This window comes from Paenibacillus foliorum (assembly GCF_013141765.1).
GTDB classification, from domain to species: Bacteria; Bacillota; Bacilli; order Paenibacillales; family NBRC-103111; genus Paenibacillus_S; species Paenibacillus_S foliorum.
This window is the reverse complement of the sequence record NZ_WHOD01000128.1, coordinates 223,475-239,783: the sequence shown is the minus strand read 5'-3', so window position 1 is coordinate 239,783 and position 16,309 is coordinate 223,475. Positions and strand designations below refer to the sequence as shown.

15 protein-coding genes and 1 tRNA gene are annotated in these 16,309 nt (G+C 47.0%); 10 read left to right on the top strand and 6 right to left on the bottom strand.

Going from position 1 to position 16,309, the window contains the following annotated elements; translation table 11 throughout:
• Positions 1-172: 172 nt before the first annotated feature.
• From polA to GC093_RS33805, 5 genes are all read left to right on the top strand, one after another.
• Complete coding sequence (gene polA / locus GC093_RS33825) at positions 173-2,839, top strand: DNA polymerase I (protein WP_171656360.1); 2,667 nt, start codon at positions 173-175, stop codon at positions 2,837-2,839.
• Between the two features lie 333 nt (positions 2,840-3,172).
• Positions 3,173-4,036, top strand: a complete 864-nt coding sequence (mutM, locus tag GC093_RS33820) for a DNA-formamidopyrimidine glycosylase (protein ID WP_171656359.1) — start codon at positions 3,173-3,175, stop codon at positions 4,034-4,036.
• Positions 4,037-4,105: 69 nt separating this feature from the next.
• Complete coding sequence (gene ytaF / locus GC093_RS33815) at positions 4,106-4,801, top strand: sporulation membrane protein YtaF (RefSeq protein WP_171656456.1); 696 nt, start codon at positions 4,106-4,108, stop codon at positions 4,799-4,801.
• Between the two features lie 30 nt (positions 4,802-4,831).
• Positions 4,832-5,428, top strand: a complete 597-nt coding sequence (gene coaE, locus GC093_RS33810) for a dephospho-CoA kinase (protein ID WP_171656358.1) — start codon at positions 4,832-4,834, stop codon at positions 5,426-5,428.
• Positions 5,425-6,039, top strand: coding sequence for a lytic transglycosylase domain-containing protein (locus GC093_RS33805; protein ID WP_171656357.1), 615 nt, complete (start codon positions 5,425-5,427; stop codon positions 6,037-6,039). The genes coaE and GC093_RS33805 overlap by 4 nt, the downstream gene beginning before the upstream one ends.
• 35 nt (positions 6,040-6,074) lie before the next feature.
• Here GC093_RS33805 and GC093_RS33800 read toward each other — a convergent pair whose 3' ends face one another.
• On the bottom strand, positions 6,075-6,299 hold the full coding sequence (locus GC093_RS33800; protein WP_171656356.1) for an alpha/beta-type small acid-soluble spore protein: 225 nt from the start codon (positions 6,297-6,299) through the stop codon (positions 6,075-6,077).
• 127 nt (positions 6,300-6,426) lie between these two features.
• Between GC093_RS33800 and nrdR the strand changes: the two genes are divergently transcribed.
• Together nrdR and GC093_RS33790 are read left to right on the top strand one after the other, a co-directional pair.
• Complete coding sequence (gene nrdR / locus GC093_RS33795) at positions 6,427-6,903, top strand: transcriptional regulator NrdR (protein WP_171656355.1); 477 nt, start codon at positions 6,427-6,429, stop codon at positions 6,901-6,903.
• A gap of 72 nt (positions 6,904-6,975) precedes the next feature.
• Positions 6,976-7,051 (top strand) — tRNA-Ala (locus GC093_RS33790).
• A 363-nt stretch (positions 7,052-7,414) separates the two neighbouring features.
• Here GC093_RS33790 and GC093_RS33785 read toward each other — a convergent pair.
• Positions 7,415-7,963, bottom strand: a complete 549-nt coding sequence (locus tag GC093_RS33785) for a pyridoxamine 5'-phosphate oxidase family protein (RefSeq protein WP_171656354.1) — start codon at positions 7,961-7,963, stop codon at positions 7,415-7,417.
• Between the two features lie 212 nt (positions 7,964-8,175).
• Between GC093_RS33785 and pdxR the strand changes: the two genes are divergently transcribed.
• Together pdxR and GC093_RS36240 are read left to right on the top strand one after the other, a co-directional pair.
• A complete protein-coding gene (pdxR, locus tag GC093_RS33780) occupies positions 8,176-9,621 on the top strand; it encodes a MocR-like pyridoxine biosynthesis transcription factor PdxR (RefSeq protein ID WP_171656353.1) in 1,446 nt (481 codons plus the stop codon).
• Positions 9,622-9,677: 56 nt separating this feature from the next.
• Positions 9,678-9,893 (top strand): S-layer homology domain-containing protein, encoded by a 216-nt coding sequence (locus GC093_RS36240; RefSeq protein ID WP_246315803.1) that lies wholly within the window; start codon positions 9,678-9,680, stop codon positions 9,891-9,893.
• 260 nt (positions 9,894-10,153) lie between these two features.
• On the opposite strand, the gene GC093_RS36535 is transcribed toward GC093_RS36240, so the two are convergent.
• From GC093_RS36535 to GC093_RS33760, 4 genes are all read right to left on the bottom strand, one after another.
• Positions 10,154-10,285: a hypothetical protein gene (locus tag GC093_RS36535; protein ID WP_281365359.1), complete on the bottom strand. Its 132-nt coding sequence runs from the start codon at positions 10,283-10,285 to the stop codon at positions 10,154-10,156.
• Positions 10,285-10,494 carry a hypothetical protein gene (locus GC093_RS33770; RefSeq protein ID WP_171656352.1) on the bottom strand — a complete coding sequence of 70 codons (210 nt, stop codon included), beginning with the start codon at positions 10,492-10,494 and terminating at the stop codon, positions 10,285-10,287. The genes GC093_RS36535 and GC093_RS33770 overlap by 1 nt, the downstream gene beginning before the upstream one ends.
• Positions 10,495-10,603: 109 nt before the next feature.
• Positions 10,604-11,620: a phosphotransferase gene (locus tag GC093_RS33765; RefSeq protein ID WP_171656351.1), complete on the bottom strand. Its 1,017-nt coding sequence runs from the start codon at positions 11,618-11,620 to the stop codon at positions 10,604-10,606.
• A 44-nt stretch (positions 11,621-11,664) separates the two neighbouring features.
• On the bottom strand, positions 11,665-12,786 hold the full coding sequence (locus GC093_RS33760) for a glycosyltransferase family 4 protein (protein ID WP_171656350.1): 1,122 nt from the start codon (positions 12,784-12,786) through the stop codon (positions 11,665-11,667).
• Between the two features lie 757 nt (positions 12,787-13,543).
• Between GC093_RS33760 and GC093_RS33755 the strand changes: the two genes are divergently transcribed.
• Positions 13,544-16,219, top strand: coding sequence for a winged helix-turn-helix domain-containing protein (locus tag GC093_RS33755; protein ID WP_171656349.1), 2,676 nt, complete (start codon positions 13,544-13,546; stop codon positions 16,217-16,219).
• Positions 16,220-16,309: the final 90 nt, after the last annotated feature.

The window sequence follows — 16,309 nt, the reverse complement described above, 5'->3', positions numbered from 1 at the left end:
CACCCCCTTGGACAGGAATAGAAGCTTATGCTTTTTTTGAAAGGGGAAGCTTTAAGTTTAATGAGCTGCAAAGGGCACCATGTATTTTCATCGAACGGAAATCGAATAGAAGTTTTTCTAAATACGTAATCCTATGCTATCATGGAGTTAGTATGGAAAATGAGGTGTAATCATGTCTAAATTAGTAGTGATCGATGGCAATAGTATTGCATACCGCGCTTTTTTTGCGCTCCCGTTACTGAGTAATTCGAGCGGTTTACACACGAATGCGGTATACGGATTTACAACCATGCTGTTAAGGCTGTTGGAAGAACAGAAACCGACACATTTTCTGGTAGCGTTCGATGCTGGGAAAGCGACTTTTCGACATAAGGATTATGCAGAATATAAAGGTGGGCGTGCTAAGACTCCACCAGAGCTATCTGAGCAATTTCCGCTATTAAAGGAATTGATCCACGCATTCGGGATTTCCCAGTTTGAGCTTAATGGGTACGAAGCTGATGATATTATAGGTACATTGACGAGAATTGCTGACGAAAAGGGCGGCATCGAAGTAATTGTTGTGAGCGGAGATAAGGATATGCTCCAGCTGGCATCCGATCAAGTTAAAATAGCTTTGACGCGCAAAGGCATCAGTGAGGTCGAGCTGTACGATCCTGCTTATATTATGGAGAAGTACGGTTTAACGCCTAATCAAATTATCGATCTGAAGGGCTTGATGGGAGATACGAGCGATAATATTCCAGGGATTCCTGGAGTAGGAGAGAAAACAGCGCTCAAGCTTCTGCACGAATACGAGTCCGTGGAAGGCGTATTGGCTAATACGGATCAAATGAAGGGTAAGCTGAAGGAAAAAATCATTGAGCACGCGGAAGACGCACGGATGAGCAAGGGGCTCGCCACGATATTCCGTGAGGTACCGCTTACCTCTACTTGGGATGAATTAGCTTATACAGGCTATGAGGGACAAGCTCTAGCCAATATGTTTCGTAAGCTGGAGTTCAAGTCGCTTTTGGACAAAATGGATTTCGGCGGTGCCGACACATCACTAGCATCCGACCAGCCTCCACAGGAGGAGATTCAAACGGTTGCTGTAGACAGAGATCGCCTGCCTGAGCTGCTTGAGGCTCTGCCTCATGTGGATGCCATGCATGTTGAAGTGGTAGGAGATAACCCTCATACCGGATATGTGCTTGGTTTAGCGTTAGCTTCGAAGGATACTTGCTACTATGTACCGTTTGAGCTGCTGCGCGAAGAGGGAGCTCATTCTGAGGCTTTAAGAGCATGGGTGGAATCACCGGACAAATCCTTAGCCGTCTACGATCAGCATCGCGCTGAGGTAGCTTTGGGCTGGCATGGCCTCAGTCTGTGCGGGTCGTCCTTTGATGTGCTGCTGGCAGCCTATCTGCTGGATCCAACTGAGTCGTCTTTGACTCTGAATGGTTTATCGACCAAGTATGGCTTGCCTTCCTTGAAGGCGGACGAGGACGTATTCGGAAAAGGGGCTAAATTTCAAATCCCCGCGGCTGAGATCGTTTGTGAGCATTTATGCCGAAAGGTAACGGCTGTTCAAAGCCTGCAGGGGCCGATGAAGCAGGACCTGGAGAGCAATGGTATGCATCAGCTGTTCTACGAGCTGGAGCTTCCTCTTGCTAGTGTACTTGCTTCAATGGAGAAGAAGGGAATCAAGGTAGATGTTGAAGCACTGAAGCAGTATGGCGCTGAGCTCGCGATTCAGCTGGAGTCCATCATGAAATCCATTTATGAGGCGGCTGGAACCGAGTTCAATATTAATTCGCCCAAGCAGCTAGGAGAGATATTGTTTGAGAAGCTGCAGCTGCCTGCCGTTAAGAAAACGAAAACAGGCTATTCCACGGATGCTGAAGTGCTTGAAAGGCTGGAGCCTTACCACCCGGCCATAGGCCATATTCTCAATTACCGGACATTAGCGAAGCTTCAGTCTACTTATGTGGAAGGATTGTTGAAAGAGGTTCGTGGGGAAACCGGCAAGGTCCACACGTATTTTAAGCAGACGATTGCCGCTACTGGCCGTTTGAGCAGTCAGTACCCGAATTTGCAGAATATCCCGATCCGCCTGGAGGAAGGCCGCAAAATCCGTAAGGTATTCGTACCATCCAGACCGGGTTGGTCGATATTAACCGCCGACTATTCACAGATTGAGCTTCGTGTGCTGGCTCATATTTCGCAGGATGAGAGGCTGATGGAAGCGTTCCTGAAGGATATGGATATTCATACAAAAACGGCGATGGATGTGTTCGGAGTGGCTGAATCGGCAGTTGATTCGAATATGCGCCGGCAGGCCAAAGCCGTTAACTTCGGCATTGTGTATGGTATCAGTGATTACGGCTTATCTCAAAATTTAAACATTACCCGTAAGGAAGCGGCTGCATTTATTGAACAGTATTTTGTCGTTTTCCAAGGGGTTCGCCAATATATGGATGATATTGTAAAGAAAGCGCGCCAAGACGGATATGTCACTACTCTGCTGCAGCGTCGCCGCTATTTACCAGAGATTACGGCCTCAAATTTCAACCATCGTTCGTTTGCCGAACGGACAGCGATGAATACGCCAATTCAAGGCACCGCGGCTGACATTATTAAGCTGGCTATGGTGCAGATGGATGAGCGGATGAAGCGGGACGGCTTGAACAGCCGTATGCTGCTTCAGGTGCATGATGAATTGGTATTCGAGGTGCCTGAAGAGGAAATCGAGATTATGAAAGCAACCGTAAAAGATGTAATGGAGAACGCACTTTCACTAGACGTTCCGTTGAAAGCAGATGTTGACACCGGCTTAAACTGGTATGAGGCTAAGTAAGGAGAGTCCCCCACCCGAACCCATATATCCCCCACCCATACCCATGCACCCCCACCCAAACCCTCCCCGCCGGGAGGGCTCCAAGGGCTACGCCCTCTGGACACCCAGAAAGGGAGCGGTCGTACTTGGATGCTGTGATGGGGGAACGCTGTTGTCCCTGCGGGACAAGCTTGAAGCTAGTGCTTTCTATGGATGTATCGGGGGTACGAAAACGGCACTACTAGGTGAAAACAAACTACGATTTGATGTTGTTAAAGACGGTCAAGCACTCTGGACATAGCCGTATTCCATTGCTGCTGAGAACATTATGAATGTTATTGAGGTGAAATCATCATGCCTGAGTTACCAGAGGTTGAAACGATACGACGGACCTTGAACGAATTAGTTTTACAAAAAACAATAGATAGCGTCACTGTGCATTTGAACCGGATTATACAGCTGCCTGAGGAGGTAGGGGAATTCTGCCTTCTGCTGGCTGGCCAAACCATCCAAAGCGTTGAGCGCAGAGGCAAATTTCTCTGCTTTATGATGGATGATTTTACACTGGTGTCCCATCTTCGGATGGAAGGCAGGTACGGCTTATATGATCAGAAGGATCCATTGGAGCTGCACACGCATGTCGTGTTTCACTTTACAGACGGCACTGAGCTGCGTTATAAAGACGTTCGTCAATTCGGTACGATGCATCTGTTTCCAAAGGGCCGGGAGCTAGAGGAGAAGCCGTTGAAAAAGCTCGGGCTAGAGCCGTTAGCTAAAGACTTTACCTTAGCGGCTTTTAGCAATAAATTATCCGGTCGTTCAACCAAAATCAAACCTCTGCTGCTCAATCAGGAATATATAGTCGGTATAGGGAATATTTATGTGGATGAGTCTCTTTTCTTGGCAGGCATTCATCCAGAACGAGAAGCGGATACATTGACTCGGCAGGAGCTCGCTACTCTATTCGAGGCGATTGTAAAAACGCTTCAAGAAGCAGTTGCTGCGGGTGGCTCATCTATAAAATCCTATGTGAACGGACAGGGTGAGATTGGTCTGTTCCAGCATCAGCTCAAAATGTACGGCCGCAAGGGAGAGCCCTGCTATGCCTGTGGTCAGCCGATTGAGAAAAGCGTTGTAGCAGGACGGGGAACCCACTTTTGCCCCCAATGTCAACCTCTGAAATGGAAGCTGAAACGTGTAAAGAAGGTTAAGGTTTAACAGTTGTGCACCCTCCGCCCATTTTTTCCATATAGTAGGGGTAAAGTGATCAGGAGGGATAAAATAATGCTGCTGCCTATTATATCTTTATTGTTTTTAGCTTTGGCTGTTAGTCTGGATGGTTTCGGAGTAGGTGTAATGTACGGCTTACGCAAAATTCGGATACCACTGTTATCCGTAACCATCATTTCTGTTTGTTCTGGACTTATTATCTATATGTCGATGCAGATTGGTGTTTTTATCAGTAAATTTGTAGATCCGGGCATTGCAAAAGGAATTGGCGGACTCATCCTGATAGGCATCGGCATTTGGGCTTTATATCAAGTTTTGACGCAGAAAAAGGACTCGGCGGAACAAGGGGAGAATATCGATCAACCAACAGCGGCAGCAGATTTCTCAATTGAGTCGTCTATCCAAAGCACTAAAGAAATTCTGTATATCGAGCTGAAGCGACTGGGGTTGGTCATTCAAATCCTGCGGACGCCTTCTATAGCGGATAGGGATCGCTCAGGTAACATATCTGCATCTGAGGCAGTGTTGTTAGGGGTGGCCCTTTCTTTGGATGCCTTTGGCGCTGGTATCGGGGCGGCTTTAATCGGATTTACCCCATGGCTTACTTCGGCTGTTATAGCATTTGCGAGCGGAGCGTTTCTAGCTACAGGATTGAGGATAGGCTATAGATATTCAGAGCTAGTTTGGATTCGAAGGTTATCTGTTTTTCCGGGATTTGTTTTAATTTTTATGGGAATTATGAAAATGTTGTAATATAATGCTTACAAGCTAAGGAGAATAACTATGAACATCGGTTTAACCGGGGGCATCGCCTGCGGCAAAAGCACTGTTTCTAATATGCTGGTGCAGCGCGGGGCGATGCTGGTTGACGCCGACCGTATAGCCAGAGAGGTTGTTGAACTTGGCAGCCCTGTGCTGGCACAAGTAGCAGAACGGTTTGGCCATGAAGTGCTCTTCCAAGATGGAACGCTGAACCGCAAGAAGCTGGGTGAACTGGTTTTTGGAAATCAGGAAGCTTTGAAGGATTTGCAGGACATCATGCATCCTTCAATTAGGGCTCTCATGCGCGAGAGAATGCAGCAATATGAACAACAGCATCCGAATAAGCTGGTAGTTGTAGATGTACCACTGTTGTACGAATCCGGACTGCAATCGATGTTTGAAGAGGTAATGGTAGTTTATATTCCCCGAAATGTGCAGATGGACAGGCTTGTTCTACGCGATGGTTTGTCATTAGAGCAGGCTGAGAAAAGACTGCAGGCCCAAATGGATATCGAGCAGAAGAAAGCTTTGGCTGATATTCTCATAAACAATGAGGGCTCCTTAGAGCAAACAGAAGGGCAAGTAGAACAATTCCTGAGAAAGAGAGGGCTTCTATGAGCTTTGGCTTTTGGCGAAGGAAGCGGGTGTTTGCACTATTTCTAATTGCATTTATCATATTTATGTTTCTAAGCAGCAGCATGGTGGGCCGCATTCTTTATCCGATTCAATATAAGGATGAGATACTGCTTAATGGTAATAAATATGGTTTGGATCCGTTTTTGATCGCAGCCATTATTCGTGTAGAATCTAACTTTCAAGTGGATATCGAATCGAAAAAGGGCGCTTTTGGACTGATGCAGCTGATGCCGGACACTTCGGATTGGATTGTGGAGATGGGGCGTTTTTCAACTAGTCATAAAGAAAATTTACATAACCCCACGGTCAGTATACAATTAGGATCATGGTACTTAAGCTGGCTGCACAAGCAGTATAAAGGCAATACAGTGGCAGCAATAGCCGGATATAACGCAGGACAGGGAAATGTGAACCGTTGGATGCAAAATCAAGAATGGGATGGTACACTTGAAAAAGTGGATTCGATCCCATTTGGTGAAACAAGACATTACATTCAGCGTGTTTTATATTATTATAATAAATATCATAAACTTTATGCAGAAGAATGGGGAATATCGCCTCAAATGCAAAAAAGCATTGGACAAGCTCCTTAAGGAGCTATGTCCAATACTTCTTCTTCTTAAAATGATTACTTAAATTGTCCAGCTAGTTGTTGTTCAGCGATTTGTACCAGGCGACGAGTAATGTTACCACCAATCGCACCGGCGTCACGAGTAGCCATGTTACCCATGTAACCGTCTTGAGGAATGGCGATACCCAATTCCTGTGCTACCTCGTATTTCAGTTGATCCAACGCTGCGTTCGCTTGTGGAACTACAAGTACGTTGCTGCTTCGAGATTGTCCTGCACCCATGTCTGTTCACCTCCTTGTGTTTGGTAAACCTATTATGTGCGTTTATCAGAAGTTCATAACAGGGATTCGTTGGCAATCCGTCGGATGAGTTCACAAGGGATATTCCCGGCTAAAGGAGTGTAAGAATATGAAATGTCCGTACTGCGATTATCACGGAACCAAAGTGCTGGATTCCCGCGCAGCCAATGAAAACAAATCCATTCGCCGCCGCAGGGAATGTGAGAAATGCACCAAGCGATTTACGACGTTTGAAATGGTGGAGGAGACTCCGCTGATAGTTATTAAGAAAGACGGCAGCCGCGAAGAATTCAGCCGGGAGAAAATGCTGCGCGGGCTAATTCGGGCCTGTGAGAAGCGTCCAGTATCGGTAGAGCAGCTGGATAAGATCGTCTCTGAAGTGGAGAAGCAGGTCCGCAATACCGCCCATGCAGAAGTAGACAGCCGCAACATCGGTGAAATCGTAATGGAACAGCTGTATCCAGTAGATGAGGTTGCCTATATTCGGTTTGCATCCGTATACCGTCAATTCAAAGACATCAATATGTTCATGCGTGAGCTCAACGACATTCTCTCCAAGCATGGCGTCGGCGAAGATAATAAATAAAACACAGGTGTGAGTTGTCATTTTCTATTGACAACCTTTTAACACCTGTGGTATTATCATTTTTGTTGCTATGGGGCCTTAGCTCAGCTGGGAGAGCGCATCGCTGGCAGCGATGAGGTCAGGGGTTCGATCCCCCTAGGCTCCACCAAAATAAACCATTCAAGTCCACGATTAATTTCGTGGACTTTTTTTAATTGGTGGATAGCCTAGGGGGAGATGAACCTCTATAGGATCGCTAACGGATGAAGTGAATGTGATACATCCTTGAATTTGCCTCACGGAGGAACACGGCGTCTGAATCTTCCGCTAAAGATGGATTAGCGAGTTTTGCGAGGTACATTCCCCTATACTCCACCAATAGCTTAAATCAACACGGGAGAGTTTTTGGTCGATGTGACCTATACTCTAAAGACCATATAAAGGGGTTCGATTATTATTGTTATTCATGTAAGAAAGCACTTCCCACCTTGAGTAGAATCGGACTAGCGCTGGTCGTGACGGTATCGTGATGTTAAATTTCTCGACTGGAATTCATGCCTTTTCTATACATTTTTTCTGATTCAATAGGACTTTCTTTTGCTGTCATATGGTGTGGAATTACCCGGCAAACTTGAACCGGCCCACCAAATACGGCTGACCTATGCTTTTCCACATGCTGCTTGGGCAAGGGGCGGTTATAATAGCCTGGTACATATTTATTGATCATTTCCTGAAGTACATGGGTGGCTTCATCCAAATCTGTGATCGGCTCTGCTTGTCCAAATATCATTACGCTCATATAAGCCGTATCCGTTTTGGCAGGTACCGGATCCGTAATGGTCCCGTATTCCTCGCATACCGTAAAACATACCTCTGGATTTTCACTCATAACCTGATTACGTCTTCCATCTCCAGCTCCGTGAAAATAGAGCTTCCCCTCAGTCCATACATAATTAAGCGGTACAACATAAGGCAGGTTCCCATCAACCAACCCAAGATACCCAATTCTCGCTTGGTGAAGGAAATTTTCAATTTTCTCTTGATCCTGACATTCCCTGATCTTGTAACGAACCGAATCCATGTCAAAATCTCTCCTTTCACTCCTAAGATATTAATCTACCCGACTCGAAACCGATAATCTAATAGAGTATGGCAACGCCTATATTGCAAATCTCAGCGTTATTACGGTAGTATAGCAGTGAATGGAGTGTTCATAAATATCCAAAGATCACGTTTCTATGCAATCCATAATTAATATATTATGGTTTGAGCTTCTATTTGGGGGTGTGCACGATGTTGAAAATAAACCGGAATGATAGCAGACCGATCTGGATGCAATTGCTTGATCAAGCGATTCATAATATTAAAAGCGGAATTTGGCCACCTGGAGAATTGCTGATTCCTTCCCGTGAACTTGCTCACCTGATAGGTGTCTCTCGCTCAACGATACAGATCGTCTATGAGGAATTGCTAAGTAGAGGGTATACGGTTACATCTCGTCGAGGAGGAACGCGAGTTAGTGAATGGAATCAAGTCAATGACTCAACAAAGGAAATAATAACATATGGCCCCATTCCCCCCTCGCTTCCCTTGTTGAACTCGGCGGTTGAACAATTACATGACTGGTTCAGGGGCAAAGAACATCGAAAAGTAGCTATTGATTTTAGTCCCCATGAACCCTATTTGGATGATCAATTTCAAAAGAACTGGCGACAATCCTTTCTCCACGCATCTAATGATATGGACTTATCAAACTGGGCTTACGGTAATCCCTATGGTTATACACCATTACGTGAGGAAATTCAGCGTTATTTATCACTTGAACGAGGTATCCATATCCAAACAAATCAAATACTATTGACCTCAGGAGCTCAGCACAGCATTGACTTAATCGCACAATCGCTTTTATCTGATGGGGACACTGTCTCTGTAGAAGATCCCGGTTTTCCAGCTTCCTGGATGTCGATGAAATATCGGCGTATGAATGTAGTGCCTGTTCCCGTTGATGAGTATGGTCTAGTGGTTGAACATATTCACCCACAATCCAAACTGATCTTTGTCACCCCTTCGCACCAGTGCGCGACAGGGGGTGTTATGTCAGAGCCGCGAAGGCAACAATTGCTACATAAAGCCGTTCAAGAACAATTTTGGATCATTGAGGACGATTATGATAGTGAATTTCGATATCGTGGGGAGCCGCTTCCAACGTTGATTAGCCAGGAACCTAATAATACCTTGTACCTTATGAGTTTTTCTAAAATGATAGCTCCAGGAATTCGTATTTCGGCTATCGTTGGACCTGTAGCGGCAATTGCTCAACTAGCCAAGGTACAGGAGCTGACTTATCGACACCTACCGATTATGGATCAGCTAATACTAACCCACTTCATCAAGAATGGGCATTTTATGCGCCATATGAGAAGAGTCAGAAATGTGTACCGACGAAGACATGCAGCCATGACAAAGGCTATTATGGCTAGCGGTTTAGGGGAGCGTTTCACACTAAGCGGAGTAGAAACGGGATTGCATATGTTACTTGAGGCTGAGGAGTCATACGACGAAGAAACTGTGACAAAGTTAGCCCTCCAAAAAGGAATACGTGTGTACCCTCTTGGACCCTATTGTTTGGAAAGTAAACGAAAGGGATGGGTGTTGGGGTTTGCAAAAGTAGATGAAGGATCGATTGAGCTGGGGATTTATCGTCTTGCGGAGTTGATCTTATATAATCTTAAATTATGAGCTTCTTTACTAGTATGTAGAAGGAACCAAGGCTACGTGATCCAATAAGTAAGAGCGTGTACGTTGAAATTTTTGGACATGTAGTATTGGGCAATCGACCAAGCCATTGGAGCCGATCCTATGCCGAGAGACTCATCGGTATGGGCGTCATTGAGGGGTTTGAGGATATTATCAGTGGTTTCCCGGATGGCACGTTCCGGCCCGGTGCACCCGCCACCTGGGCGGAAGCTGCAGCCATGCTGTATCGATTAATGGAGGCTTTGGATATTTGAGGTTAGATAGGACGTTAATCATTCACGCGATACTTAGCGTGTTTGGAAGAGTTCCGGCTCCCCTGTAGCGGAAGGTCTAGGTAAGTTTGTTTAATAAGGTAAGTCCTAATTGAGATCGCCGCCCGTAATCTTCGGAATACAGGGTGGCGGGGACTGCGGTATTCTCCTGGCGTGAGCTAATGTAGCAGGCTGCGGCAATCATTTCTGTGCTTGGATTATCATAGAACTGGCTTCGCGTATATTGGGCGGCTACTTCGAGACTAAGGACTAATGCCGCTGCGATAGGAAGCAATCGCTGAATTAGCGGTACTGAGTGGTCCGACCTCATTCAAGGTAGGCTCAAGTGTGGGCCGCAGCAGCTCGGCTAGGCGTGTGGAAGCGTTTCCGATCATCAAGAAAATCGGGCTGAAAGTTGAAAAAGTAAGATCCCGTAGGAGCCGCATATTCGCTCCAATGCCCAAGTAAATTCATGGGGCGGCACCATGTAAATAATGTCCGGGTACAGGTTCGGCATGCCATCGGCTAGCTGATAGCCTTTCCCTCCGTGACGATTGCATCTCGAAGGTGCTGTGGACATAGCATCCATGATATTTATCAGCATTCAAGAAAGTGATACTAAATATTCCCGAATGGACAGTAACAGGCCAGATGAGACCTCTGCATCCTTAGTCCGAGATATTGCTGGCAGTGCCTTAGCATCTTCGATAGTTCTATCTCCTTATCCCCGCGTAAGCATCGAGTTTCCTTAGAAATAAGCCCCTTTGCCGTTCGTGGAATAAAATTCGCGGGAAATCCCGTTCGACCTTGCGCTTCGCTTTCGCTGTACTAAGGTCATAATGATCAAGGAGTCTGCATATTCCCCGGGGGAATCGAAGCAGCACCCTCAACATTTCGTAGTCCTCGCGCTTCAGCTTGCAGACGGTCTGATAGCCGTCCAAAAGTGATCGAGCGACGGAGAAGTTCCAGTTTTGGCACTGACAGAAGTTATAAATAGCGCGGTTAAGATCATACGCGCGCAAATCCACTCTCAGCGTCTCAAAGTCGATTAAACTGATGCCTTTTCCCGTTCTGATCGCATTGGTCGGTCCGAAATCCCCGTGGCATAAAGTTGGCCTTGTTTTTCGGCATATCAAACGGTAACGGCTTCTTCGTAATGCCCGCATAGAGCTCCCCGCCATATTCAATAGTTCGCTGCCATGCGCCTGAAGCATGCGGTCAAGCGGACTATTAAAGCCGTTTCTTCTTGCCTTCCGGATGATGACGAGTAGTTTTCTCTGATCAAGGCGAAGTAAGGCGGGCCATGATCCCAACATATTTTGCTTCCCGCCGGCTGGAACTTTAATCTGAGCGCTGGATTGATGAAACTTAGCCAGAAGAATGCCGCATTCTCTCATTTGCTTCTTTGAAAGCGATGAGGGCCAAGCACCTTTCAACCATGGGATAAGAATAAAAGGTGGGCTATCTTGTTGTAGCTTGGCAAACAAGCGTTTGCCCGAATTTTCGCGAAGGTTGCGCCACCCGAGCCGAATAGATCCTTTGCGCCGCATCCGCTGCAGTGTCTTGTCAATCCAGCGAATCTGGCTGAGAGGATACGGCATTCTCTTTAAACAATAATCGGCTCCGTTAGCAGCCGTTATTCGGTAAACGCCATTTTTGACAACCTCCATTCGTTTCGCCAGGATGCCGAATTTTTCGGAAAGCTGCTTGACTTCCTGATTAATGCGCATGGTCCGATTTGACCTCCCTTATCGGTGGCACTCTTACTCTTAGATTAGAGCTGCCGGAACAGCTTCTTGTACCGGCTGGCAGCCACTGGCCATTGATAACGGGACGCCAGCCGTCGGCCGGACGCAATTCGCTTGTCAGTGAGCCGTTTGTTGTTCCACATCGCTTTAATGGAAGCGGCAATTGTGGTACCGTCCACTCTGGGTATCGTTTGAGCTACTCTGCTGTTCACAAATTCGGCAAGTCCTCCAGCACGGGTCGACACCAATGGAATTCCGCTGGCCAGCGCCTCAAGCGCGACCAATCCGAATGATTCCTGATTACTCGGCATCACCACTGCACCACATGTAGCATACATTTTCTGCACCTTGCTCTGATTGCGAAACCCGAGCCAATGCACCTCGGATGATATGCTAAGCTTTCTGGCAAGAGTCTTCAGATGGTGTACATAACCCCCCGGACCTGTTCCGACCAGATCCAGCCGAACTTTATTACCATCTTGTTTCAATTTTGAAATTGCCTTCAGGAGCGGTTCTATTCCTTTCAATGGAACGAGTCTGCCAACGTATAGAAGGTGTCGCCGTGAGGAGCGAGCTTCAGATTTACGCAAAACTATGCCATGGCTGACGATAGCGGTTTTTCCTGCGACGAAAGGATACAGCTTCTTCAGCTTGCCGAGCTCCGACCGGCTTGGCACTGCGATCATATTAGTCTTTTTAAGCAGTAATGCCTGTTGGCCCATAGTCATCCGTTTCCTCTTGCTTGAAGGGCCTTTTTCCAAAGCAACCAGAGAATGACTAGTATAAATAACCGGAATGCGGCGCTTTAATCGGAAATATTTGGCCACATTCATAAATTGCAGGCTGTGTATATGGATCCCGTCCGGTTTGAGGTATCCTTGTTGCTTGATCCATCGCTCTATAGCGGCGGGATTAAACTGCCGTGTCTTCGAAGAGTAATACGGGGCTCTTGCCGGGAAACGTACGATACACAGCCGCTTGCGGTTCGTAATACTGATTCGGGAATAGTTGCTCTTGCTCAAGACGGTGATATGAACGCCACTACGTACATATGCCTTGGTCAAATTAGTAACAGCTGTCCCTAAACCCCCAATAATATGCGGCTCATATTCAGTCGCGAGGATCCATAATCGTTGGGGTTGTCTCAAGATGCTTCCTCCCTCATTAAATACTGGCTTCTCCGTTTTTTTACTCTGCCCGATACAATACACAGAATATGACGCGCGAAGCTTGCTGCTTGTGCAGAAGGCTAGAGCAAGAAAATAACTGTAGTTTGGTGCTAACTTGTTTTCACATAAAGGATTAAGAGCGATCAATATACAGGAAATTACATCAATAGTCGGTATCAGCGATGGATAAATGACAATGTACGCCGATAAAACAATTAAGTTTGATCCGGCTAAGTCAGCTGAATGAAGGAGATTTTGTACTAATATCCAATGCCTTTTTTGCTGAAATTGAAAGCGAAAATTTGTAAATCCCCATGGCCGCGGACTAAAGCCGACCGACAACAGAAGAAGTTGCCTCATTGAGCTTGATCGATTAATTTAGAATTCATGATCTTTTCGACAGCTGATACCCAGCACGGTCACATTTCTGGTCACACTTTTTCATTTCTAGGAGCCGCGGCGCACTCGAAGGAAGAAATTTATAAACCCAAAAAGACTTGTCCCACAAGACTTTCTTTTGATCTTTCCCTAACGTACAAAACCCTATCTCTCCACTGGCAGTGATGAGGTCAGGGGTTCGATCCCCTTGGACTCCACCAAATCAACAAAGAAATAGAATATCGTAGCTCATTGGTTTGCTGACAAAGGACGCAAAAGGGAATTACAATTAAACTGTCGAACATAATAATAAAACGTATCAAACCGCTGCAACTGTCGGCGTAGAACGGTGGTAATGATGTCTAAGCCAATTGTATTCACTAAACTATATATCCCCTCGCCACGTTCTAAAGCTGTTCTACGCCCCCGCCTGATCGAGCGTCTGAACGAGGGGATACAACGCAAGCTGACTCTTATCTCTGCTTCCGCCGGTTGTGGCAAAACTACGCTTGTCAGCGAATGGATCGCCGGTTGCTCGCAACCAGCCGCCTGGCTGTCACTGGAGGAGGGAGATAACGACCTTGTTAGCTTTCTAACATACCTCATCGCTGCTGTGCAGACGATTGCGACGAATATTGGAGAAGGCGTTTTTGGTTTGCTTCAATCCCCTCAGCTGCCACCAGTCGAATCCATTCTAACGATTTTGCTCAATGAAATCGCTGCACTCCCGAGCAATTTTGTACTTGTCCTTGACGATTATCACGTAATTGATGCTATACCGATTGACAATGCTATCGCCTTTTTTCTGGAGCACATGCCACCACAAATGCATCTGGTCATCGCCACACGCGAGGATCCGCGCCTGCCCTTGGCACAGTTACGTGTTAGTAACCAATTGACTGAAGTGCGCGCCACAGATTTGCGTTTTACCTCCACAGAAGCGGCAGAATTTTTGGGCCAGGTGATGGGGCTACAGCTTTCTTCTGATAACATCGCCTTACTGGAATCCCGTACAGAAGGCTGGATTGCCGGACTGCAATTAGCCGCGCTTTCGATGCAGGGACATGAGGATCCAGCCAGTTTCATTAAATCCTTCTCTGGCAGTCACCATTTCGTACTAGACTATCTGGTTGAAGAGGTACTGAAACAACGCTCTGTGAGCATACAGACTTTCTTGCTATGCACATCAATCCTTGACCGGTTGTGCGGCCCTCTTTGCGATGCCGTTCTTCGCAAAGGAGTTGGGGAAAACATCGCTCCCACTGCTTCAGGACAAGAAACCCTGGAATATCTCGAACACGCCAATCTTTTTATCGTCCCGCTGGACAATGAGAGGCGCTGGTACCGTTATCATCATCTCTTTGCTGATTTGCTGCGGAAACGGCTGCGCCAGAGCATAACCTCGAATATAGGGGATGATGTGAGGGGCGTGGCTGAATTACATATACGTGCGAGCATTTGGTATGAAGACAATGGACTAGAAATTGAAGCTTTTCAGCACGCTACCGCCGCCAATGATACCCAGCGCGCTGCTCGCCTGATGGAAGGAGAGGGGATGCCCTTAATCTTTCGCGGAGCGGCGGTCCCTGTATTGAATTGGCTAGATTCAATGCCGAACGACGAACTGGATGCACAACCTCAATTGTGGGTGATGTATGCCTCTGCAATGCTGATGGTGGGTCAAATGATCAGCGTTGAACCGAAACTTCAAGCTGCTGAAAAAGCCCTGCAAGGTAACGAGCAAGACGATAAGACCCGGGATCTTATCGGACATATTGCCGCCATACGCGCCACGCTGGCTGTTAGCAAGCACCAGGCAGAAACTATAATTGCCGAGTCGCGTCGTGCCCTGAACTATTTGCACCCGGACAACCTGCCTGTCCGCACAGCCACTACCTGGACGCTGGGATATGCTTACCAGCTCCAAGGGGATCGTGCCGCGGCTAGCAAGGCCTATGCTGAAGCATTATCGATCAGTCAGATGATTGGGCATGTCATGATCACTCTTATGGCTACACTCGGCTTAGGGAACATACAGGAAGCACAAAACCAGCTTCATGTGGCGGCCGAGACTTATCGGCATGTTCTAGATATGGCAGGTGATCCGCCGCAGTTGGTTGCTTGCGAAGCGCACCTAGGCTTAGCCCGTATATGTTATGAATGGAACGACTTGGATGCCGCTATGCACCACGGTCAAAAGAGCGTTCAACTGGCGAAGCAATTTGAACATACAGACAGAGTCGTTGCAGGTGAGGTGTTTCTCGCCCGACTGAAGCTTGCACGGGGAGAGGTGAGCGGGGCTGCTGCTATTTTAGCTAAGGCTGACCATTTCGCTCGCCAACAAAACTTCGTAAATCAGGTGCCCCATATTGCTGCCGCACATGTGCTTGCGTTGCTTCATCAGGGCAATCTGGTGGCCGCCGTTCATTTGGCACAGAAGCACGAGCTTCACATCAGCCAGGCTCGTGTACACCTGGCACAGGGAGACGCGTCCGCAGCGCTGGCATTGTTGGAAACATGGCGAGGGCAGGCGGAGGAAAAAGGTTGGGAGGATGAACGGCTCAAAGTAATGGTTGTACAAGCGGTTGCTCTGTATGCGCACGGCGAAATATTCAAGGCTGTGCAACTGCTTGTAGATGCTCTGACGATGGCCGAGCCTGGCGGCTTCATCCGGATTTTTGTCGATGAAGGTATTCCGATGCTTAGGTTGTTGTCCGAAGCAGCTGCTCATGAAAATATGCCAAACTATCTAGGGAATCTGCTGGCTGAATTTGATGCTGAGGAACTGAATACTGAAATCAATTATGCTCAGCGCGAAGCCAAGCCTGCCCAACCCCTTATCGAGCCACTGAGTGGGCGGGAGTTGGAAGTACTGCACCTTATTGCACAAGGACTCTCTAATAGTGAGATTAGCGAGCGACTTTTCATCGCGTTGACTACGGTTAAAGGGCATAATCGGATTATCTTTGATAAACTGCAGGTTAAACGGCGCACCGAAGCTGTAGCACTTGCCCGCAAGCTGGGTCTGTTGTGAGATTTACCCACTTAATAGCCGGAATAATTTCAAAAACAATACTTTAGTATCTACATGACCCTACCTTGTTGCAGATATACTAATTGCATA